The sequence below is a fragment of the Millisia brevis NBRC 105863 genome (assembly GCF_001552615.1).
In the GTDB taxonomy this organism is placed as follows: Bacteria; Actinomycetota; Actinomycetes; order Mycobacteriales; family Mycobacteriaceae; genus Millisia; species Millisia brevis.
The window spans coordinates 38,324-59,012 of the sequence record NZ_BCRN01000024.1 but is presented as its reverse complement, the minus strand read 5'-3'; the positions used below and the strand labels follow the sequence as shown (position 1 = coordinate 59,012).

The 20,689-nt window shown below is 69.6% G+C and carries 21 protein-coding genes; 9 read left to right on the top strand and 12 right to left on the bottom strand.

All coding sequences use genetic code 11. From position 1 onward, the window contains the following. The 4 genes from MB1_RS26160 to MB1_RS23115 all read left to right on the top strand — a co-directional run. A partial coding sequence (locus tag MB1_RS26160) for an MTB12 C-terminal domain-containing protein (RefSeq protein ID WP_500778536.1) occupies positions 1–470 on the top strand: 470 nt, incomplete at its 5' end. A 71-nt stretch (positions 471–541) separates the two neighbouring features. Then, positions 542–1,489 (top strand): ABC transporter substrate-binding protein, encoded by a 948-nt coding sequence (locus MB1_RS23125; RefSeq protein ID WP_066913165.1) that lies wholly within the window; start codon positions 542–544, stop codon positions 1,487–1,489. A 139-nt stretch (positions 1,490–1,628) separates the two neighbouring features. Next, positions 1,629–2,450, top strand: a complete 822-nt coding sequence (gene eutJ, locus MB1_RS23120; RefSeq protein WP_066913164.1) for an ethanolamine utilization protein EutJ — start codon at positions 1,629–1,631, stop codon at positions 2,448–2,450. Then, the gene (locus tag MB1_RS23115) at positions 2,447–4,558 is read left to right on the top strand and encodes a helix-turn-helix domain-containing protein (protein WP_066913162.1); all 2,112 of its coding nucleotides are present in this window, start codon (positions 2,447–2,449) and stop codon (positions 4,556–4,558) included. The genes eutJ and MB1_RS23115 overlap by 4 nt, the downstream gene beginning before the upstream one ends. A gap of 10 nt (positions 4,559–4,568) precedes the next feature. On the opposite strand, the gene MB1_RS23110 is transcribed toward MB1_RS23115, so the two are convergent. The 6 genes from MB1_RS23110 to MB1_RS23085 all read right to left on the bottom strand — a co-directional run bounded on the left by MB1_RS23110 (position 4,569) and on the right by MB1_RS23085 (position 9,765). Then, complete coding sequence (locus MB1_RS23110; protein ID WP_066913159.1) at positions 4,569–5,606, bottom strand: alcohol dehydrogenase catalytic domain-containing protein; 1,038 nt, start codon at positions 5,604–5,606, stop codon at positions 4,569–4,571. Beyond that, a complete protein-coding gene (locus MB1_RS25380) occupies positions 5,603–6,964 on the bottom strand; it encodes a malate dehydrogenase (protein WP_084352524.1) in 1,362 nt (453 codons plus the stop codon). Before MB1_RS25380 ends, MB1_RS23110 begins: the two co-directional genes overlap by 4 nt. After that, positions 6,961–7,596: a hypothetical protein gene (locus MB1_RS23100; protein ID WP_066913157.1), complete on the bottom strand. Its 636-nt coding sequence runs from the start codon at positions 7,594–7,596 to the stop codon at positions 6,961–6,963. Before MB1_RS23100 ends, MB1_RS25380 begins: the two co-directional genes overlap by 4 nt. Positions 7,597–7,624: 28 nt before the next feature. Then, on the bottom strand, positions 7,625–9,001 hold the full coding sequence (locus MB1_RS23095; protein WP_066913156.1) for an aldehyde dehydrogenase family protein: 1,377 nt from the start codon (positions 8,999–9,001) through the stop codon (positions 7,625–7,627). 63 nt (positions 9,002–9,064) lie between these two features. Next, a complete protein-coding gene (locus tag MB1_RS23090) occupies positions 9,065–9,382 on the bottom strand; it encodes a BMC domain-containing protein (RefSeq protein WP_066913155.1) in 318 nt (105 codons plus the stop codon). Positions 9,383–9,471: 89 nt separating this feature from the next. Continuing rightward, positions 9,472–9,765: a EutN/CcmL family microcompartment protein gene (locus MB1_RS23085; protein WP_066913153.1), complete on the bottom strand. Its 294-nt coding sequence runs from the start codon at positions 9,763–9,765 to the stop codon at positions 9,472–9,474. Positions 9,766–9,993: 228 nt separating this feature from the next. Between MB1_RS23085 and MB1_RS23080 the strand changes: the two genes are divergently transcribed. Genes MB1_RS23080 through MB1_RS23065 form a run of 4 tightly spaced genes read left to right on the top strand, consistent with a single transcriptional unit; the run spans position 9,994 to position 13,114 of the window. Further along, positions 9,994–11,001, top strand: coding sequence for a DUF7064 domain-containing protein (locus MB1_RS23080; RefSeq protein ID WP_066913179.1), 1,008 nt, complete (start codon positions 9,994–9,996; stop codon positions 10,999–11,001). Positions 11,002–11,019: 18 nt separating this feature from the next. Beyond that, positions 11,020–12,039: an HAD family hydrolase gene (locus tag MB1_RS23075; protein ID WP_066913151.1), complete on the top strand. Its 1,020-nt coding sequence runs from the start codon at positions 11,020–11,022 to the stop codon at positions 12,037–12,039. Beyond that, positions 12,036–12,848, top strand: a complete 813-nt coding sequence (locus MB1_RS23070; RefSeq protein WP_066913149.1) for a 5'/3'-nucleotidase SurE — start codon at positions 12,036–12,038, stop codon at positions 12,846–12,848. The genes MB1_RS23075 and MB1_RS23070 overlap by 4 nt, the downstream gene beginning before the upstream one ends. Continuing rightward, on the top strand, positions 12,833–13,114 hold the full coding sequence (locus tag MB1_RS23065) for a BMC domain-containing protein (protein WP_066913147.1): 282 nt from the start codon (positions 12,833–12,835) through the stop codon (positions 13,112–13,114). Before MB1_RS23070 ends, MB1_RS23065 begins: the two co-directional genes overlap by 16 nt. A gap of 12 nt (positions 13,115–13,126) precedes the next feature. Here MB1_RS23065 and MB1_RS23060 read toward each other — a convergent pair whose 3' ends face one another. Next, positions 13,127–14,434, bottom strand: a complete 1,308-nt coding sequence (locus MB1_RS23060; protein WP_084352522.1) for an HNH endonuclease — start codon at positions 14,432–14,434, stop codon at positions 13,127–13,129. Between the two features lie 126 nt (positions 14,435–14,560). Then, a complete protein-coding gene (locus MB1_RS23055) occupies positions 14,561–14,989 on the bottom strand; it encodes a cupin domain-containing protein (protein ID WP_066913145.1) in 429 nt (142 codons plus the stop codon). Positions 14,990–15,195: 206 nt separating this feature from the next. Between MB1_RS23055 and MB1_RS23050 the strand changes: the two genes are divergently transcribed. Beyond that, complete coding sequence (locus MB1_RS23050; RefSeq protein ID WP_066913143.1) at positions 15,196–15,534, top strand: carboxymuconolactone decarboxylase family protein; 339 nt, start codon at positions 15,196–15,198, stop codon at positions 15,532–15,534. A gap of 1 nt (position 15,535) precedes the next feature. Here the strand turns inward: MB1_RS23050 and MB1_RS23045 are convergent, their stop codons facing one another. The 4 genes from MB1_RS23045 to MB1_RS23030 form a co-directional block, all read right to left on the bottom strand. Then, positions 15,536–18,031, bottom strand: coding sequence for a pyruvate, phosphate dikinase (locus tag MB1_RS23045; protein ID WP_066913175.1), 2,496 nt, complete (start codon positions 18,029–18,031; stop codon positions 15,536–15,538). A 5-nt stretch (positions 18,032–18,036) separates the two neighbouring features. Then, entirely contained in the window at positions 18,037–18,657 is a 621-nt protein-coding gene (locus MB1_RS23040; RefSeq protein ID WP_066913141.1) for a hypothetical protein, read from the bottom strand. 92 nt (positions 18,658–18,749) lie between these two features. After that, positions 18,750–20,186 carry a hypothetical protein gene (locus MB1_RS23035; RefSeq protein WP_066913139.1) on the bottom strand — a complete coding sequence of 479 codons (1,437 nt, stop codon included), beginning with the start codon at positions 20,184–20,186 and terminating at the stop codon, positions 18,750–18,752. A 21-nt stretch (positions 20,187–20,207) separates the two neighbouring features. Beyond that, entirely contained in the window at positions 20,208–20,621 is a 414-nt protein-coding gene (locus MB1_RS23030) for a PEP-utilizing enzyme (protein WP_066913137.1), read from the bottom strand. Between the last annotated feature and the right edge of the window lie 68 nt (positions 20,622–20,689).

Sequence of the window (20,689 nt, the reverse complement as noted above, 5' to 3'; positions counted from 1 at the left end):
CGCCGGCCGCCATCGCCGCGGCTCCGGCTCCCGCCGCCGAAGCCGCCCCGGCCGAGGCCGCTCCCGCCGCGGCTCCCGCGGAAACGGCGGAGAGCGTCGTCGCCGAGCCGACGCAGGCCGCCGCGCCCGACCTGACGGTCGACCAGATGTACCAGATGACCAGCATTCTCATGGGCAGCTATGCGGACGCGGACAAGGCGAACGTCCTCGAGTCCGGCATGGTCGCCGTACCGTCGGTCAACACGGTCGCCGCGATGCTCGCCACCGCCGGACCCGCGTTCTCGTGGACGGTCACCGGACCGGCGACCCGCGACGGCGACTCGATGTACGGAACGCTGTCGATGAGCCTCATCGGTAGCGGGACCCGCACGCTGCCATTGCGTTTCGTCTGGACCGGCGACAGCTGGAAGATCTCCAACGAGACCACCTGCGTCATCGCCGAATACGCCCTGCTGCAATGCCCGGTCTGACCTCGGGCCGTTCGATTCACCTGCCTCGAAAGGGATCCGCCGTGTCGGTTCGTCGTGTTCTTGTCGCCGTAATGGCGGTTGCGGCTCTCGTCGTGGGGTGCTCCTCGCCCGACGACGCCGAGTCGTCCTCCGGTTCGGCCGGCGATCTGATCCTCAACCTGCCCGACGGCACCTCGTATACGTTCTCCGACGTTCCGGAACGGTTGGTGACGCTCGGCACCGCGTGGACCGATGTCGCGCTGCACTTCGGCGTGACGCCGGTCGGCTACTACGACGACTTCGAAACCGGCGGCGGCGAGGCGGCTCCCTGGCTGACCGGCCGCGTCGGCGACGCCACCGAGATCAGCCTCGACTCGGTCGGCCCGGCGGTGGCCGGCCTCGACCCCGACGTGATCTTCGCCCCCGGCTTCGCCGGCGACCAGCTCGCCACCCTCCAGGGGCTCGGCGTGCCGGTGATCTCCGCGGTCGGCGACGGCCAGCAGGTCGACAGCTGGCAGACGATGACCCAGGTGATGGGGCAGATCCTGCGGGAGCCCGATACGGCCGAACAGATCATCGCCGATACCGACGCGGCGGCGGACGCCGTCAGGGCGGAGTATCCGAACCTGGCCGGCAAGACCTACGCCTTCGTCAACTACTACGCCCCCGATCAGATGGTCGCCCTGGGCGATGCCAGTGACGGAGCCGCGCAGTTCTTCTCCCGACTGGGCCTGGAGATCACCCCCACCCTGGTCGAGGGGTTCCAGTCGTCCGGGCAGGCGCGTGTCGCGCTGAGCACCGAACGGGTTCCGGACCTCGACGCGGACCTGCTGTTCATCCTGACCACCCCGGAGTTGGCCGACACCCTCGAAAGTCTGCCCGGCTACTCGGATCTGCGATCGGTACAGACCGGTGCGGTCATGCGGATGACGATGCTCGAGGCGTCCGCGCTCAACACCCCGTCGCCGGGCAGCATCTCCTACGTCCTCGACGCGGTGAAGCCCACCCTGCAGATCGCGAACGACGCGCCCGCCGAGTAATCCGGCGCGGCGTGGTGCCGCACGACATATCGGCGAGGACAGCGCGGCCGGGTCGAGTTATCCGCCGAAGATAGCTTGGGGCGCTTCGCGCTGACGTACCTTCGGGATGAGTTATCCGCGAGTCCCAAGGACGTGAGACGTGGCCGCTTCCCGCCCCAACCCGGTGACCGATGTGCTCGAGTCGGCCGACGCGGTGGTCCGGTCGGCGGCCCCGACCCGAGCCGAGGTGCTGCGTACCGGCATCGATCTCGGTACCGCCACCTGCGTGATCACCGTGGTCGACCCCGACGGTCTGCCGGTCTGGATCGACGTCACCCACACCGCGGCGGTCCGCGACGGGGTGGTGGTCGACTTCGCCGCCGCCACCCGGGCCACCGAGGATCTGCGGGTCGGCGCGCAGGAGGCGCTCGGAGTCGTCCTGGAACGCGCCGCCACCGCCTATCCGCCGTGCGTCGGTGAGGCGGAGAGTCGGGCCTGCCGATTCGTTCTGGAGGGCGCCGGGTTCGACGAGGTGGTCCTGGTGGACGAGGTCAGCGCCGCCAACGCGGCGCTCGCGGTCACCGACGGCGTCGTGGTCGACGTGGGCGGCGGGTCGACCGGTGTGGGGGTCTTCCGGGACGGTGAACTGGTCGCCCTCGACGACCGCCCCGGCGGCGGTCACCAACTGGACCTGATCCTGTCCGGAGCGCTCGGCATCCACCCGGCGGAGGCCGAACGCCGCAAACGCGAGGAGCCGGCGGGGGAGTATCTGACCATCCTGCGGCCGGGGTTCGAGCGGATCGCGCACAACGTCGGTGAACTGACCCGCGGCGCCGAGGATCTGGAGATCCACCTGGCCGGCGGCGCCCTGATGTACCCGGGGGCGAGCGAGGTGATCGGCCGCTATCTGCGGCGGCCGGTCCGGACGTATCCGAACGCCCATCTGATCACCCCGTTGGGGATCGCCAGGTCCGCGCCGTGATCGGCCGCCTCGACGAGCTGCTCGCCGCGGTGATGACCGACATCGCGGCCGCCGAATCCGCCGTCGCCCGGATTCTTGCCGATGCCGGCGCCCATCTGCTCGCCCGCGCCGCCGGATCCGGCTGGGAGGTGGTCTCCGGCGATCTGCCGATCGACCCGACGGTCCTCGACGGCGCCGAGCCGTGGCCGGATGGGGGAGCGGTCGCGGGACGGTACGCGCTGCTGACCGACGATCCCGCCGCCGACCGCGCCGTGGCCGCCCGCGTCTGCGTGTGGTTGACGCTCACCCGCTCGTTGGCCGCCGCCCGCGCCGATGTGCGCGACTACCAGGACGAGACGGCGGTGGTCGGCTCGCTCGCCAAACAGGTGCTCAGCGTCAGCGACCTCGATCAGGTGCTGCTGACGATCACCACCGAAACCCTGCGGATGAGCGAGTCCGATATCTGCGGGGTCTTCCTGCGCGAGGGCGACGAACTGCGGATGAAGTCCTGTGTGGGACACCGCCTCGTGGAAACCTCGCGGCTGCGGATGAGCCGCGGACAGGGCGTCGCCGGAAAGGTCTTCGATACCGGCCGCACCGAGAAGGTCGACAGCTACCTACAGGACTCGCGGATCAGTCGGGATTTCATGGCGCTGGCGGAGAGCGAGGAAACCCGCTCCGCCCTGGCGGTGCCGCTGCTGCTGGGCGACGACCTCGTCGGCGTCCTCGAGGTCTGGCGACGGCGGGTCTCGAACTTCACCGACCGCGACGTGCGGCGCCTCGAAGCCCTCGCGGATCTCGCCACCATCGCGATCGACAATGCGCGACTGTACGATTCGCAACGCTCGGCGCTCGCCGACCTCGAGGCGACCCACCGGCGGCTCGAGGACCAGGTCGCCCTGCTCGACACGACCGCGCAGTTGCAGAAATCGTTGATCGACATCGTCCTCGACAACGGGCCGGTGCTCGCCCGCGTCACCCGCACGCTCGCCGAACACCTCGGCTGCACCGTCGCGGTGGTCACCGCCGACGGCTCCGTCGACGCGGTCTTCCCCCGCGATGCCCATACCGCCGGGATCGCCGAAGTCTTCGTCAGCCGCCGCGACGGCCTCGGCAAACACCACGGCGTCATGCGGCCCGGCACCGGCGACGCGGTGTGGGTGCACCCGATCGAATTGGGCAACGACCAGTTCGGCGCGGTCTGCGCCCAGGGTGTCGACGTCGATACCCGCCGCACCCGGGTGGCCTGCGCGCAGGCGGCCCTGGCCTGCGCGCTGTTCCACCTGCAGCAGCGGGCGGCGAGCGTCGCACGCGCCGAGGCGCTCGATCAGATCCTGTGGGACCTGCTCGACGGATCGCCCGAGCACCGGTCGGCCGCTCGTGGCCGCGCCCAACAGATGGGCGTCTGGCTGCGCGGCTGGCATCGGGTGCTCTACGGGTCGATCGAGAACCTCGATGCCGTTGCCCACCAGGAGGAGTGGGGGGTGACCGCCGCCGACCGGGTCCGCCGATCGGTCCTCGACGCCGTCCGCGCGGTCATCTCACCGGCGCAGGCCACCCTGGTCAGCGGTCGCGGCAACTGGGTGGTGGCGCTGGTGCCGCTGCGCGACCGCGATCGTTCGCGCGAGTACCTGCGGGAGATCAATACCGCCCTGGCCGCGGATGTCCCGGAGATCACCGTCGCCTGGGGGCTGAGCACCGAACGCGAACATCCCGGCCAGTATCCGGAGGCGTTCGCCGAGGCGCGGACCGCCCTGGCCGCCGCCCGGCGGCTCGGTTCGGTGTCGCTCTACGACGACCTGGGCATCGTGCGGCTGCTGCTCGGCCACGAGGACGCCGACTTCCGGTCCTTCGTCCGTGAGATCACCGGACCCCTGCAGGAATACGACGACACCAACGACGGCGCCCTGATGAAGACGCTGCGCGCCTACTTCGACTCGAACTGTTCGCAGAAGGACGCCGCCGAACTGCTGTATATCCACCACAAGACGCTCGCCTACCGCCTCGACCGCATCCGCAAGCTCACCGGCCTCGACCTGTCGCGGCATAGCGACCGCATGCGCGCGGATCTGGCGCTGCGGCTGCTGGAGGTCTCCGAGCAGGCGGACCGATCCGGCCTCGACGTCTGAGTGGCCGCGGTCAGGAGACGGTGAGAACCGCCTTCACACAGCGCCGTTCGATCATCGCGGCGTAGCCGTCGGCGGCGTCGTCGAGGCCGAGGCGGTGGTCGATCACCACGGTCGGATCGATGACCCCGGCGGCGAGCAGGGCGGAGATCTCGTCGCGGTCGCGGATCGCGTTGCCGATCGCGAAGGTCAGGGTCAGCTCGTCGGCGAAGGCCCGCGCGACCGGCAGTGGCCAGGTCGCATCGGCGTGCACCCCCACCGACACCAGGGTGCCGCGCTTGCGGACGACGCCGAGCGCGGTGTCGAGCCCCCGGCTGCCGCCGACCGCGTCGATCACCGCATCGGCCCCGCGCCCCTCGGTCAGCCGATCGATCACCCCGCGCGCGTCGTCCGGTGTCACCGCGACCGCACCGGACGCCGCGGCGAGCGCACGTCGCGCGGCGATCGGTTCGATCACCACGACCGGTCCCGCGGCGCAGGCCTGCGCCGCCTGGCTGGTCAGCTGGCCGACGGGGCCGCCGCCGACGACCGCGATCGTCGCCCCCGGCCGCACGCCCGCGCGGCGCACCGCGCCGTAGCCGGTGGCGAGGATATCCCCCAGGAAGAGAGCGGCCTCGGGATCGGTGCCGGCCGCCGGCCGGTGCAGGGCGATATCCGCGAACGGCACCCGCACGTACTGCGCCTGTGCGCCGTCCAGGTGCGGTCCGAAGGCTTTGCCGGTGCCGAAGAAGGCGCGCCGCTCGCACTCCCAGTGATCGCCGGCCCGGCACCACCAGCAGGACCCGCAGGCGGTGAAGTCGGCGCTCGCGACCGCATCGCCGACCCGGATATCGCGCACCCCGGCGCCGATCTCGACCACCTCGCCCACGAACTCGTGGCCGAGCACCGTGCCGGGGGCGAGGTCGTCGCCGTGGGCGATCAGATGCAGATCGGTCCCGCAGATCGCCGCACGGGTGACCCGGACCAGAGCGTCCGCCGCGTCGACGAGGATCGGATCCGGGACGGTGCGCACCGCGACGCGCCCCGGACCCTCATAGACCACGGCCTTCATCGAGCACCGACGGTATCGAGTGGTCGAGCACCGACGGTATCGAGTGGTCGGGCGCCGACGGTATCGAGTGCCTGCACCCGCTCGGCGATCGAGGCCGCGGCCCCCCGCAATTCGGCCAGTTCGGCGTCGGACAGCGGCACCTCGACGATCTGCGCCAGCCCGGACCGGTTCAATCGCACCGGAAGTCCGACGTAGCCGGCGGTGATCCCGTACTGCCCGGCGGGGGCCACCGTCGCCGCCAGGACGTCGTCGGATTGATCGATCATCGCCAGCACCATGCGGGCCGCCGACAGCCCGGGGGCGAAGAAGGCGCTGCCGGACTTCAACAGTCCGACAACCTCGGCGCCGGAATTGCGGGCCCGGTCGACCAATTCGTCGATCATCGGCCCCGGAAGCACATCGGTGATCGGGCGGCCCGCGACGGTGGCCCGCGAGACCGGCAGCACCATCTCGGCGCCATGGCTGCCGAGCGCCACCGCGTCCACCCGATCCGGATGAACCCCTGCGGCCAGGGCGCTCAACGCCTCGAAGCGCGACGAATCCAGCACCCCGGCCATGCCGATCACCCGGTCGGTGGGCAGCCCGGAGACCTGCCAGGCGTGCTGGGTCATCTCGTCGAGCGGATTGGTGACGATCAGCAGCACCGCGTCCGGGGAGGTCGCGACCGCATCGGCGGTCAGGGCGCCGACGATGGCGGCGTTGGTGTCGACCAGGTCGGTGCGGCTCATCCCCGGGGTGCGCGCCTTGCCCGCGGTGATCACCACATACTCCGATACGCCCGCCTCGGCGAGGGTGCGCACCCCGCGCACCCGGGTGGAGAAGCCCAACAGCGGTGACGCGTGGGTGATGTCGAGCGCGATGCCGGCCGCCCGGTCGCCGGCGATGTCGACCAGAACGACCTCGTCGATCCGGTCGGACTCGGCCAGCCGCATCGCGGTGATCATGCCGACATTGCCGGCGCCGACCACGGTCACCCGCCCGACCGGCTCGGCGGCGGGGCCAGGGGCGCGGTCGTCGATCAACCGATCGATGCGCACCTGCGGAGGCAGCGGAGCGCCGCGGCGATGGAGCGCGGGCGACGGGCTGGTCGCCGGCGGGGGACTGTCGAAGAGTGTTGCCGTGCGGGGGATCGCGGGAGTGGAACCGGCCGCGGGCAGGGGATCGGCGAGTCGGGAGGCGGGGGGAGGGGGCGTCGGGGGAGCGGCCGGGGACGTGCCGCCCGCGTCGACCACGATCTCGACCCCGAGATCGCGGGCGCGTTCGCGGGCCAGTGGGGTGACGATGTCCGACCGCCCGACGACCAGTCGGCCGCCCGCGGCATGCGCTTCGTCGACGGAATCGGCGCCGTGCACGGTCATCGTCGGGCCTCCTCCACGCCGTCGAGGCCCTCCAACGCGGCGACCGCGGCGTCGCGGGCGGTGGCGACCTCGCTCTCGCCTCCGGAGAGGAAGAGCCGACCGAAGCGTCCGACTGCCCGGATCTCGATGATGCTGATGTCCGCGGCCTTTTCCGCCTCGTTGGCCGCCAGCGCGATGTAGGCGGCGGGCGCGACCTCGAGGACGAAGAGGCTGTCGCCCGGCATCAACAGTGAGCCCTTGCGCCACTTGTTGAGCAGCTGCGCCTGATAGCCGTGCACATTGGTGATGAACTGGGTGGACGCGATCGTCGGCTTGATCCGGTCGAACTCCGACATGCCCAGTTCGCCGAGCAGGGCATCGCCGGCGGCGCGCACATCGGCCTGATGCTCCGAATGCAGTTCCAGCAGGCCGAATTCGCGTTCGATGATCTGCATCGCGGGGCGCACGCTCGCGGCCTTGAGGGCGATATCGGCCGCCTTGAAGACCTCATTGCCCGGCGCCATCTCGACGAACAGTTCCGCCATCCCGGCCAGCGGCGGGTCGCCGGGGCTGGTCGCCGCGACGTGCGCGGCGCATTGGGGCTGCATGCGATCGATGAACGCGTACGTGCGCAGGGTTGCCTTGTGGCTCATGGGGTTCCTTCGAGAACGGGGGAGGATGCTAGGCGTAGACGCCGCGCCACGGCCGGGCCAGATGGGCCACCCGCTTGATGTTCACCAGGTGCAGGGGGGTGACATTGTCGGAGCAGATCGAACCGCTCCAGGTGCCGGTGCCGAGCTGGAACGACGGATCGACATTGCAGGAGTAGCCCATCCCACCGAACAGCGCCGGACTGTTGACGATGATCCGCCCGGCCGGCAGGTCGCTGAAGCGGGCGATCACCGCGGGATCGCCGGCGTGCACGGCGACGGTATGCCCCTCGCCGCCCAGTGCGAGAATCTCCCGGCACCGCCGGTGTCCCTCGCGGGCACCGGATTCGCGGTAGATCGTCAGCACCGGACCCAGGATCTCCCGCGACAGCAGGATCTCCGGGCCCACCCGATCGAGCTCCGCGCCGAGGACCTTCGTCTGCGCCGGGACCGAGAACCCGGACAGCTGCGCCAGCCGGACCGCCGATTGACCGACGGCGTTCGGCCGTAGCCCCCCGCGTTCGTCGAACAGGGTGCGTTCCAGTGCGGCCTGCTGATCGGGAGACAGCCAGGCGATGCCGGCGCGGCCGAGTTCGGCGATCAGCCGATCGGCGATCGGTTCGTCGATCACCACCGACTGCTCGGCGACGCAGGCGGTGCCGTTGTCGAAGGCCTTGGAGGTGACCAGCATGGTCGCCACCTCGGTCAGGTCGTCGGCGGATCGGTCGACGTAGGCCGGCACGTTGCCGGCGCCGACCGCGATCGTCGGCTTCCCGCTCGAGTAGGCGGCGGCGACCATCGCCGGTCCACCGGTCGCCAGGACGAGCCGAACATCGGGATGCGACATCAACTCCCGGGTCGCCGGCAGCGTCGGTTGGCTCAGGCAGGACACCAGGCCCTCCGGAGCCCCGGCGCCGCGGGCGGCCTCGGCCATGATCTCCGCCGCCCGCAGCGACGCCTTCGCCGCCCGCGGATGCGGGGCGTGGACCACCGCATTGCCCGCCTTGACCGCCGCCAGACTCTTGAACAGCACGGTCGCGGTCGGATTGGTGACCGGGATGATCGCGGCGATCACCCCCATCGGGGAACCGATCGCGGTCACCTTGTTGGCCTCGTCCGCCCACAGGACCCCGACCGCGCGGCGGGCGAGCATCCAGTCGGCGACAAAACCGGTGTTGAAGCGGTTTTTGATGATCTTGTCCTCGTAGACGCCGTAGCCGGTTTCGTCGGCGGCCATCCGCGCGAGCTCCTCGGCGGCGGCGTATCCGGCCGACGCCATCGCCCGGACGAGGGTGTCCAGGAACTCCTGGTCCGCGCCCTCGATGGCGTCGAAGGCGGCGGTGGCCGCCGCCACCTGCGCGCGCACATCCGCCAACGCCGCCAGGTCGGGATCGAGCGTTGCTGTCATTGCCCGGTGCCTTTCGTATCGGAAACCGTCACCGATTCATCGGTGGGAAACGGCGGGAAGGGGTTACGCGCCCTTGGGGCGGGTCAGGACCGCCAGCACGGATTCGGTCTCCTCGTGCGGACGCGGGATCACGTGTACCGAGACGACCTCGCCGGCCTTGCCCGCCGCGACCGCTCCGGCGTCGGTGGCGGCCTTGACCGCGCCGACATCACCGCGCACCATCACCGTGACCAGGCCGCCGCCGATCTCGCGGTGGCCCACCACCTGGACGTTGGCGGCTTTCACCATGGCGTCGGCGGCTTCGATAGCGCCGACGAGTCCCTTGGTCTCGATCAATCCCAGTGCGCCGGACCCGCGGGTCGACCCGGTTTGAGGTGCCATTGTGGTGCCTTTCTGCTGTGATTCCGGCCGGGTGTCCTGCCGGCCGTGGGGCGGGGTGGCCGCGGGGTCCGCGGCGGTGGGTGTTGTGGTCATTTCTCGTACGTGACCTCTCCTTCGACGACCAGGCTGTCGACGATGCCGATCACCGCGGCGTCGACCGGCGCGTCGCGGAAGCCGGCGTCGACGCGGGCGCCGCCACCGGTGGCCACCAGCACGACCTCGTCGCGGCCGGCGCCGATGAGATCGACCGCCGCGTAGGGCAACTCGACCGATCCGTCGGGCCGGGAGGCGTCGAGGTTCCGCAGGAGCAGGAGCGTGCGACCGGCGATCGCGTCGGCTTTGGCGGTCGAGACGACCTGTCCGACCACCCGGGCGATACGCATGGGCCCTCCTGTTCGAAAGCTGGGGAACGACACGCCTTCCGGGAATCCGGTGCGGCTGTGACATCACGGTAGGCAGGGCGACCTGACTCGGCCGTTATCGATGATGGACAACGTCTGCCGGTCGGATTGTCCACAGGGGAGGTGACGCCCGTCGCGTTGGGCGGGCAGGGTGGAGACCGTAGCCACGCCGATCTGATGACGCCGATGTGATGACGACGAGGAGTGACCGTGATCGAGGACCACGACGCCGACTTCCATGCCCCGACCAGCGCCGACCCCACCTGGGCCGAGACGAACTATTTCGGGTGCTATGTCCCCGAGGAGCACCTCAATATCGGGGTCTACGCGCTGTTCCGGCCGAACGTCGGGGTGGTGATCTCCACGGTCGCGATCAATTCGAAGTTCGTCGAGGCCCCGTGGCAGGCCCAGTACTGGGATGCGCAGCACCACCTGGCGATTCCGCAGCCCCACAACCTGCGCGACTACACCCTGGCCAACGGGCTGTCGGTGTCCTCGCCGGAGCCGAATCGGGTGTGGGACGTCGCCTTCGACAACGGCGACGGCGTGGCGGTCAACTTCCGCTACACCGCGTTGGCCGACGCCTTCGACATCCACGACCCGAAGCAGGACCCGATGGTGGCCGCGGCGATCGCGACCGCGGACGGCGACGACACCTTCGCCTGGGGTGAGGCCTACGCCGGGCACTTCGACCAGACCGGGAAATTCGAGGGCGAGCTGAGCCTGCGCGGTCGGCGCTACCCGATCGATTGCGTCTCGACGATGGACCACAGTTGGGGTCTGCGCTCGGAGCACCAGGGGCACACGATGAGCTGGTTGCACGCGCACTTCTCCGACGACTTCGCGATCCACGCGATCCTCGACTTCGACCCGGACAACGGGCCGGACGCGGCCACCGACCTGACCCTGGCGCACGGCTACGTCATGGACCACGGCGAGCTGCACGGCCTCTCCCACGCCGAGGGGCGCACGATCCGCAGCGGCTTCTTCGCCCGTGCGGTCGAACTGGATCTGACCGACAGCCGCGGCAAGTCGCACCGCCTGACCGGGCTGGGCCGCACCGCGTTTCCGTGGCAGGCCGGTCCCGGCACCGTCGGCTACAACGTGCTCGCGCAGTGGCAGTACGGCGGCGAGCGCGCCGAGGGCTGGGGCGAGATCCAGGACTTCATCGGCCCCCAGCATCTGTGCAAGATCTACAGCGGCGACATCGGTCGCTGACGGCCCGGGAGCTGAACGATGTGCCCACCGCCCACCGCCGTCATCTTCGATCTGGACGGCACCCTGGTCCAGACCCGCGAGGCGTCGTGGAAGGTCTTCGAACCGATCGGCCGCCGTCACCGGCTGGGAATCGATGCCGCCGAGGACTTCTACCAGCTCTTCGCGGGCAACTTCTTCCGATCGCTGCGCGAGGCCTGCACGGGTCCCGAGCAGGCCGATGCGGTCACCGCGGACTTCCTCGCGGCCCTCGACGCGCACTACGAGCCGACGATGGTGCCCGGGCTGATCGATGTGGTCAAGGCGATGGTGCCGTTCAGCCGACTGGCGGTGCTCTCCTCGAACACCACGACGGTGCTGCGGCGGGTGCTGCGGCGCAACCGGTTGGAGTACTGCTTCGCCCACGTCTTCGGCGGCGACGTCGAACCCGACAAGACCGCCGGCATCCGGCGCTTCCTCGCGGACGCCGCGGTGGGGTCGGGCCGCATGTGCCAGGCCTACTACGACGAACCCGCCGCCGGCGCGGACGATGAGCCGGTCGCCGTCGCCGATCCCCGCACGGTGGTGCTGATCACCGACACCGTCGGCGATGTCGACGCGGCGGTGGCGGCCGGGATTCGTGCGGTCGGGGTGGCGTGGGGGATGCACACCGAGGAGCAATTGCTCGCCGCGGGAGCGGAATTCGTGGCGATCTGGCCGCAGGAGCTGTTGGCGCATCTCTACGGCCGCGCCGAACCCGACTGCTCCTGCCCGGTGCCCACCGCGGCCCCGCCGTCGCAGCCCACCGTCGCCGAGCGGCAGGCGGAGGCCGCCGGTCGGCGACGCGAGCGGCGCCTGCGGACGAACGCCCGCGCGGTAGCGGTTCCGGCCGTCGGTGCGGTGGCGGATGTATCGTCGGCGGTGGATCCCCTGCTCCTACGGGCGATCACGGCCACAACCCGCACCGGCCCGACCTCATCCGAGCATCCTGAGCCGAGGCGCGGCCGGCCGGCTCGCGAGGATCACCTGCTGGCCACCGCGATCGCCGGGACCATGCGATGACCCGCGTCCTGGTCACCAACGACGACGGCGTCGACAGCCCCGGTGTGATCGAACTGGCCCGCGTGGCCCGGGCTGCCGGCTACGACGTCCTGGTCGCCGCCCCGCTGCACCAGTCGAGCGGCAGCGCCGCCGGACTCTGGTTCGACCGCTCCGCGCAGCCGCCGGTGACCTCCCGCGAGGTGCCCGACCTGGACGCGCCGGTCTTCGCCGTCGCCGCCCACCCGGGCATGATCGCGCTGCTGGCGATGACCGGACAGCTCGGCCCGATCCCCGACCTGGTGCTCTCCGGTATCAACGACGCCTCCAATCTCGGCTCCGGAGTGCTGCATTCGGGTACCGCCGGGGCCGCGATCGTCGGGGCCGCCCACGGAGCCGCCGCGGCGGCGGTCTCGCTGTACTGCGACGAGATCCCCGACTCCGACCCGCGCCGCTGGGCGACCGCCGGTGCGGTGGTCGCGGGCATCCTCGACGACATCGTCGGCAGCCGGGGCACGGCGGTCAACATCAACGTCCCGAACGTCGAGGAGCTGTCGAAGCCGCTGGTGCGGGCACGGTGGCAGCCCGACGGATGTGTGCCCTCGCTGCTGCCGTTCCTCGCCGCCTTCCACGACGCCAACGCCACCGAGATGGTCGCTCCCGACCTGCGCCGACCACCGGGCTCCGACCTGGACCTGGTCCCCGCCGGCTATCCGACCGTCTCGACCCTGCCGATCGGCGGCGGGGCACGCGAGACCCCGGCCTGGCTGGACCGCCTGCCCGACCCATCACTCACCTCGACAATCAAGGAGACATCATGGCCGGCGCAGTAGGAATGATCGAATGCCGCGGATTGGTCGGCGCCATCGAAGCCGGTGACGCAATGGTCAAAGCCGCCAACGTCACCCTCGACGGATGCCGCGCCCTGCGCAACGGCCAGGTGACCGTCCTGGTGCACGGGGACGTCGGCGCCGTCACCGCGGCGGTGGCCGCCGGCGCCGCGGCCGCCCAGCGGGTGGGGGAGTTGTATACCTCCCACGTGATCCCGCGGCCGCATACCGATGTCGAGATCGTCATCGACGAGTCGTTTCCGTCCTGAGCGCATGGCGTCTCACCCGGCCATCGGTCGTGGCGGCGCCGGCGCGGTGCTGCGGTAGCGGTGCCCTGTCGGGGTCATCGTTTCGACCGAGTGCCGACCGCTCGGATCCTCGACCACACGGGACGTCCAGCCGTCGGGCTGTTTCGCGTGGTTGCATCCCTCGCACAGACCTTGACCGTTCGCGTGCGTAGTGGGACCGCCTCGTACGGCGGGATCGATGTGGTCGATATGCCGGATGGGCGCATCGCAGTAGGGCATTCGACAGGTGCGATCCCGCACCCGGATCATGCGAGCCAATCCGGCGGGGAAGCGCCGAGCCGTCGATTCCATCGCCACCACCGCGCCCGCCTTCGTGTACACCCGTCGCAGGGTGGCGAGGCCCTCCCGGTCGGCGGACGGGATCAATTCGCGCGCAAGTTCGGCGGGGATGGGGCCGTAGTGCTCACACTGGGCGGGCTCGTTCCCACCACCGAACAGCGTGGCGTCCGATACGACCAGGTTGACCGCCACCGGGACGGGCGGTGCGACCGGTGCCGGGCATGCCGACCCGGGCGCGGGAACCGGGCCGGAGCGGATGCGCTCGAGGAGGGTGTCGGCCATGATCGCTCCACGCGACCGGTCGTCGCCGGCGGCCTTCGCGCTGTCGGCGGCCCTGAGCAAGGTGGCGTAGGCGGCGACCCCATCGACCAGCGGAACTGTCGCCGATAGCTGCGCCATCCCGTCGGGCAGCGGACGCACCGTCACCCGCCGGTCCTTTGCCGCCTGCGCGCGCGCCCGGACGAAGACTTCGCGGTCGGCTTCGTATGCCTTGGTGCGGATCTCGTTGCGCAGCTGTCCTTCCGACAACGATTCGATCCGGTCGAGATCGGCGCCGATGGCCGCATCGATCGTGCCGCGGTCCGCACGGGTGACACACGTTGTTTCCCTGACGATGATCTCGGCGCGCCATTCGGTGATCCGCCCGGTCCGCAGCGCGGTGAAGGTGTTCGGCATCTCGGTGGCCAGCACCACCGCGACCCCCACGCGGCGTCGCCCGCGGTGTGGGGATTCCCGGCGTGCCAATCCGATTTGTGTGGCGATACTCGCATCGACCCGTTCGCGTTTCACCTCGCCGCGCACACCGGCGCGCTCGGACCGGGCGAAGTCCGCCGCGATGGCCGTTTTCACTCCGTCGGCGATACGAGTGAACCGTTCGAGAGACCGCAACATGTCCACGCGTGTTGTGTTGTCCCCCGGCAGGGCGGTGGTCATCAACGCGTCTGCCCACCAGTCCAGCCGGCCGGCGGTTACCGGTTCATCCATCTCCATGACTTCGAACATGCGTTCGAGTGTATCGGAGTCCGCTGACACAAAGTAGAGGAAGCTCCGATCTGTGGATAACCCGAGGACTGTGGAAAATTGCCCGTCCGCAAGATGATTGAGGATCGGTTCTCGCGGGTTCCGCGACTACCGTCCGCTGCCGGGCAGCTCGTTGTACCGCTCATCGGAGACCGGCTCGAGCCATTTGTTGCTGACGCCCTCGCCGGGGGTGATGAACGCGACGTGGCTGAACCAGGAGTCGGCCTTCGCGCCGTGCCAGTGCTTCGTCCCGGCGGGCACGCGGATCGCCGTGCCGGGCTCCAAACTGACCGGTTCTTCGCCCTCCGCCTGGTACCAGCCGCTGCCGGCGGTGCACAGCAGGATCTGATCGCCGCCGCCATGGGTGCCGTGGTGGATATGCCAGTTGTTCCGGCAGCCCGGCTCGAACGAGATGTTGTTGACCGGGACGCTCCCGTCGGTCAACGGCGCGTTGTAGCTCCGCCCGAGGAAGTACTGCGCGTAGGCATCATTGGGGCCGCCGAGCGGGAAGATCTGGTCGAAATCGGTGGTGGTCATATCGCTCCTCCTCGCGAGGTGGGGCCCTCCCCGGGTGGGAGCCACCCCATGCCGTCGACACTATGCGCGGGGAGCCCACGAGTGGGAGGGACTGCCGTGAGGGGGTAGCGCCAGAACCTGGCACCCTCCCGAGCGCCGTTCTAGCGTGGGCTGCACGACGGAGACGGGGTCCGCCTCAGCACCCCCGCGGGACAGGGGACGATTCTGTGACCGAGAAGCAGGCCGGTTGGACGGGCGGCCGGGACACGTTCGGCGACTTCGCGCCGGGCATGGTCCACTACACCGACAAGGTACTTTTCGACGAGGTTTGGGAGCGCGAGGGCCTGTCCAAGCGAGACCGCAGTCTGATCACGATCTCCGCGCTGACGGCGATGGGCAAGATGGATCAGCTCCGATTCCACCTCGACTTCGCCCGCCGCAATGGGGTCACCGACCAGGAGCTCGAGGAGGCCCTCTTGCAGCTGGCGTTCTATGCCGGTTGGCCGAACGGTATGGGCGCCACCGCCGTCCTGCGGGACATCATCGATCCGAAGACTGCCGACTGACCTATCGGGAGGTGGCCAGGGCCGCGGGCCGCAGCTCGTCGGAGTTGACCCCGAACCGCGAAACACCTTTGCGGCGCAGCAGTTCCACCACCGTGTCGGAGACATCTCCGGACAGGCGGATACCGAAGCGGTCCAGGCTGTCGAGTCGGTCGATCGCGTCGTCGATCAGCTTCTCCGCCAGGTCGCCCAGCCGGATGCGTGGGTCGATGTCGATCAGCTTGCTGCGCACGTAGCTGTCCAGCGGTTCGGCGGCCAGCAGATGCCGCGGCGGAATCCCGTAGATCTCGGCCTGGAAGCGCCGCAGCTCCAACCACACCCGGTCGACCTCGGCGGCGATCGCCGGGATATCGCGCACCCCGTGCGAGTGGCTGACGTAGCAGCCCACCTCGATGGGCACTCCCAACGAATCCCGCAGCGACCGCAACGCCGCGGCCTCGGCGACCCCGCTGGTACGCGGCATCACGAAGCGCACCGTCGCCCCGCTGCCGTCCGCGGCCGCCGCGAGCCCGCGCACCTGCGCGGCGATCAATTCCGGCGCACCCATCGGCATGGCGACCTGCGGGTGCAGGGCGAACAGGTTGGCCACCGAGAACAGCTCGGCGACGTCGTCGGCGTGAAAGTCGAGCCCGCGCACGTCGATCTCGGTCGCCCCGGCGGCGCGGATCAGCGGTGCGAAGGCCTCGGTGATCGCCCGCTCGAGGTCGCCCGCCGCGGCGGTCAACTCCTGGCCCTGCTCGAGATTGGCCAGGATACGGTCGAGCGTTCCGGCGGTGACCAGCACGTCGTCGACGGCGGTGATCACACCGGCGGCGCCGCGTTCGGCGACATCGGCGACCTGGGGCACGGTATGCGCGCGACCCATCAGCCGCACACCGTCGTTGCGGCCGGCGGCGATCGCCAGCAGCCTGGCGAGCCCGTCGCCGTCACCGGTGGCCCCGTCGACCAACGCCAGTTCGCCGTCGATCACCTCGCCGGTCGTCCCGTCGAGGCTGACGACATCACCCGCGTGCCAGACGCGTTCCCCGATGGTCATCGTGCCGGCGGCCGGATCGATGACCAGCTCCGCGCAGCCGACGATGCAGCTGGTGCCGAGGGCGCGGGCGACCACCGCGGCGTGCGAGGTGGAACCGCCGGTGGCGGTGACGATCCCGTTGGCCGCGATCATGCCGTGCAGATCGGTGGGACTGGTCACCGGGCGCGCGAGGATGACCGCGTGCCCCGCCTTGGCCCGTTCCTCGGCCGCCTCGGAGTCGAACCGCAACTCGCCGACCACCTGGCCGGGCGAGGCGCCCACGCCGGTGGTGATCACCCGGCCGTCGGCCCGGGCCGACGCGAGGCGCTTCGGATCGAAGCCGGGCCGCTGGACGGTGCGCACCTGCTCGAGGGACACCGAGCCGAGCGCGGTAGCCGCGTCGATCGCGCCCTCGTCGACCATGTCGGCGGCGATGCGGATCGCCGCGCGGGCGGTGCGTTTCGCGCTGCGCACCTGCAGCAGATAGAGCACGCCGCGTTCGACGGTGAACTCGATGTCGAGCATGTCCTGACGGCGCCGTTCCATCTCGGCGCAGGTGCTCAGCAGCTCGCGGTAGGCCTCCGGCACGCTCGCGTCCATCGTCGCGACCGGGTCCGGGGTGCGGGTACCGGCCACGACGTCCTCGCCCTGGCTGGCCTCGAGGTATTCGCCGAAGACGCCGGGTTCGCCGGAGACCGGGTTGCGGGTGAACACCACGCCGGATCCGCTGCGGGCGTCGAGGTTTCCGAATGCCATCGACTGCACGACCACGGCGGTGCCCAGGTCGTGGGGGATCGTGTGCAGGTCCCGATAGGTGATCGCGCGGCGGGTATTCCAGGAGCGGAATACCGCCTCGATCGCGCCGATCAGCTGATCGCGGGGGTCGGTGGGCACCGGATCGTCTCCGTCGTCCGCCAACCGGTCGGCGCACAGCGCCCATACCGCGTCGTAGACATCCGCCGCGGAGGCGCCCTCGGGCAGGTCGGCGAGCAGGATGTCGAGGTCCGCGCGTTCGGGAACTTCGAAGGCGCCCAGCACCGTTTCGGCGTACATGCCGTGGAAGCGGAAGACGACGTCGGCCATGAAGCGGGTGCTGCCGGTCGCCTCCGCCAACGCGACCGCGGACTGCCTGCTGACGCCGAGGTTCAGGACGGTATCCATCATGCCGGGCATCGAGATCGGCGCGCCGGACCGCACCGACAGCAGCAGCGGGACCGGCCCGCCGCCGAAGGTCTTGCCCGTCGCGGCCTCGATATCCGCCAGCCGGGTGTGCACATCGGCGATCAGATCGTCGGGCAGCCGGCCGGCGTCGAGGTAGCGGTGACATGCCGAGGTGGAGATGACGAAGCCCGGCGGTACCCGCAGGCCCTCGCGGGTCATCTCGATCAGGCCGAAGCCCTTGCCGCCGACGTCATTGAGGTCGACGTCGCCGGGGTCGGTGAACGCGCGGGTGGTGCGCGCCCCGGTCGCCTGTATCGCGCCCATCGTGGTCACTCCTTTCGCGCGCGACCGAGGGTGCGCAGCAGGTCCTCGTGGAACTCGAACCAGATGTTGTGAATCGAATCGCGGGTCGGGTCGGAGACGTAGGCGATGTCGCCGCCGTCCACGGTGTCGACCGCCTGCCGAAAGCGGTTGATGTAGAGGGCGAAACGCGGATCCCGCTCGGCGAGGGTGTCCAGCAGCGTCGCGAGGCGCGAGACCAGCTTGTCGATCTGCGAGACGACCTTCAGGTCGTAATCGGGATCGGAGTGGTCGTTGGTGATCTTCCGTCCGCCGACCTCGATTTGCTGCCAGGCGGACATCGTCTCGAGGAAGCGGGAGTTGACGTCCTCGAACTTGTCGGCGACGGTCAGCACGGCTGGATCGGTGCGCACCTCGGCGTAGATCTCGGCGGCGGACTGCGTGAGGGCGGCCGCGCAGTCGTCGGTCGGCAGGGCGTTGTCACCGAGCAGGACCAGTAGACCGCGCTCGGCCAGGACGCTCAGCGCGGCCTCGGCGGCGGCGATGTCCAGTGTGGTCACATCGGCGACCCCGGCGGCGGTCGACATCTTCTTGAGCGCGACGGCGTTGAGGGCGTCGTAAAGGTCCTTGTCGAGCAGGGTGGAGGGCATGGAGGTTCCTCGCGTTGGCGCGAACTCCCGCGCGGCGGTGTGATCACCACCGCGCGGGGTTCGCGAGCGGATGACGTCGGCAGCCGACGTGACTAGAGCCAGGTGTACTTGGAGGCGCGCAGGTCGGCGTTCTCGCCGAACGGCAGATAGCCGCGGCCGGAGAAGATCTTGTGCGGAACGACCTCCTGCGCGAAGCCGCGCTTGGTGATGTCGTAGTAGTAGTTGGCGACCCGCTGGTCGACCTCCCACATGTGCAGGTCCCGGCAGACCTTCTCGTAGACGCCGGCTCGCCGCAGGTACGGCAGGATCATGTCGACGTAGTAGACGTAGTGCCCGGACCAGATCAGGTCGCGGCGGCACATCCGGGAGATCTTGCGGTAGAGCTTGAGCGTGGCGTCCTGGATCTTCGGCAGCTCGCCGGCCAGCTCCGCAATCGACAGCGACCGCAGCTGTTCCATGGGGCTGTCGTGCTTCTCGCGGGCGAAGACCGCGCCGCCGACGATGCTCGGCAGGTAGTTCTTGGGTCGGGTGAACGTCGTCGAGATGTCGTTGACCCGAATCTCCTGCAGCCCCATCGCGTGCGGGTCGATCTCGAGCGCCACGGTGTAGGAGTAGGGCAACCCGGCGTCCTCGCAGGCGTCCGCCCAGTGGAAGATCGGCTCGTTGACGAACAGGTCCCGCAGGATCAGTAGATTCCCGTTGGGCAGCTCGTACGGGCCGGTATCGCCGAGTCCGAGGCGATTGTCGAAGTGCTGCAGGAAGGCCAGCAGTTCGGCGGCCGCGTTGAACCGGGTCAACGCGGAGTGGTCGTCGCTGCCCTCCTCGAGCGGGACGAGTTGGTCGCTCAACGTCGTCAGGAAATCGTCGTCGTGAATCGTGCAGCGGTAGCGGTCCTGCGAGTTGAGGATGTACCCGTCCTGCCGCTTGCCCCACAGAATGCGCTGCATGAACTTGAGCATCGTGTTGGATTCTTCGAGGTAGTCGTTCGGGCCGATCGCCTCGAGCGCCAACAGTCCGCACCGGCCCATGCCGAAGCCGACTGCGCCGATCGACCAGTCGTGCACCGAGTTGACCTTGGTGCCGACCTCGCGCCGCGCCGACGCACCGATCTCGAGCAGACCCTCGGCGCCCACCGCATCGGTGGCCACCCGCAGAAACTCGGGCCAGCGGTAGAACTCGTGCATGAACGCCAGGATTTCGTACTCTTGCCGGGGGATCATGCCCGAGACGCCCTCGGTGGCCCGCATGACGAGCGTGTCCCAGATGTTCCACGCCAGATAGTTGTTCAGGTCGTTGATCTCGTCCAGGGAGAACTGATCCTTCAGCACGTCCTCGCGGGTGACCTTCTCGAGCACACCGCTTTTCGCGCGGGAGCGCATCATCTTGTCACCCAGGATGCCGTCGGTGACCGGCTCCATTCCCACGAAGTTGCCCTCGAAGGTCAGATCCTGGAAACGCAAGCCGTCATCGTCGGCTTCGTAGCGCTGCTTGTAGGTGGCCTTGGTGCCGGCGTCGGCGTTGATGCTCATGGCTATTCCTCGGTTTCGGATTCAGACCAGGCTCACGCGGCCGGTATCGGGGTCCTCACAGATCAGCTGCACCTTCTTGCCGACCAGTGCGTTGGTGATCTCCACGAAATGGGCGTCATCGGTATTGCCGACCTCGTACCGCGAATCGCTGTCGGTCAGATGGGCGGTCATCACGCACGGAATCTGGAATTCCCGGGACAGGATGCCCAGGTGCGATTCCGGGGCGCCGGACATGGTGATGACACCGATGGCGCCCATGCTCAGGGCCGGGGTGAGGAATGTGGTCGTTCCGCCCCGCACCAACAGGATGTAGTCGCCGAGCTGGCCCGACTGGACCACCTCGATGACATCCTGCGGTGAATCGAGGTACTTGACTTCGCCCACAGGCGACTTCGACGTTTCGAAGGCGTTGTAGCCCTCTGCCACTACCTGCATGGAATCTCCCTATGCCGCGCCGGCCCAGCCGACTGATGTGTTCTCCGAATCACAATGCGCCACGAATG

Bases quoted from the DNA above. Each gene is read 5' to 3' on its own strand.
- MB1_RS23090 (WP_066913155.1), bottom strand. From the start codon at position 9,382: ATGGCACCTCAAACCGGGTCGACCCGCGGGTCCGGCGCACTGGGATTG.
- MB1_RS23030 (WP_066913137.1), bottom strand. From the start codon at position 20,621: ATGCAGGTAGTGGCAGAGGGCTACAACGCCTTCGAAACGTCGAAGTCG.
- MB1_RS23110 (WP_066913159.1), bottom strand. From the start codon at position 5,606: ATGAAGGCCGTGGTCTATGAGGGTCCGGGGCGCGTCGCGGTGCGCACC.
- MB1_RS23095 (WP_066913156.1), bottom strand. From the start codon at position 9,001: ATGACAGCAACGCTCGATCCCGACCTGGCGGCGTTGGCGGATGTGCGC.
- MB1_RS23100 (WP_066913157.1), bottom strand. From the start codon at position 7,596: ATGAGCCACAAGGCAACCCTGCGCACGTACGCGTTCATCGATCGCATG.
- MB1_RS23070 (WP_066913149.1), top strand. From the start codon at position 12,036: ATGACCCGCGTCCTGGTCACCAACGACGACGGCGTCGACAGCCCCGGT.
- MB1_RS23040 (WP_066913141.1), bottom strand. From the start codon at position 18,657: ATGCCCTCCACCCTGCTCGACAAGGACCTTTACGACGCCCTCAACGCC.
- MB1_RS23125 (WP_066913165.1), top strand. From the start codon at position 542: ATGGCGGTTGCGGCTCTCGTCGTGGGGTGCTCCTCGCCCGACGACGCC.
- MB1_RS23060 (WP_084352522.1), bottom strand. From the start codon at position 14,434: ATGTTCGAAGTCATGGAGATGGATGAACCGGTAACCGCCGGCCGGCTG.
- MB1_RS23045 (WP_066913175.1), bottom strand. From the start codon at position 18,031: ATGGGCGCGATACAGGCGACCGGGGCGCGCACCACCCGCGCGTTCACC.
- MB1_RS25380 (WP_084352524.1), bottom strand. From the start codon at position 6,964: ATGACCGTGCACGGCGCCGATTCCGTCGACGAAGCGCATGCCGCGGGC.
- MB1_RS23075 (WP_066913151.1), top strand. From the start codon at position 11,020: ATGTGCCCACCGCCCACCGCCGTCATCTTCGATCTGGACGGCACCCTG.
- MB1_RS23055 (WP_066913145.1), bottom strand. From the start codon at position 14,989: ATGACCACCACCGATTTCGACCAGATCTTCCCGCTCGGCGGCCCCAAT.
- MB1_RS23085 (WP_066913153.1), bottom strand. From the start codon at position 9,765: ATGCGTATCGCCCGGGTGGTCGGACAGGTCGTCTCGACCGCCAAAGCC.
- MB1_RS23035 (WP_066913139.1), bottom strand. From the start codon at position 20,186: ATGAGCATCAACGCCGACGCCGGCACCAAGGCCACCTACAAGCAGCGC.
- MB1_RS23065 (WP_066913147.1), top strand. From the start codon at position 12,833: ATGGCCGGCGCAGTAGGAATGATCGAATGCCGCGGATTGGTCGGCGCC.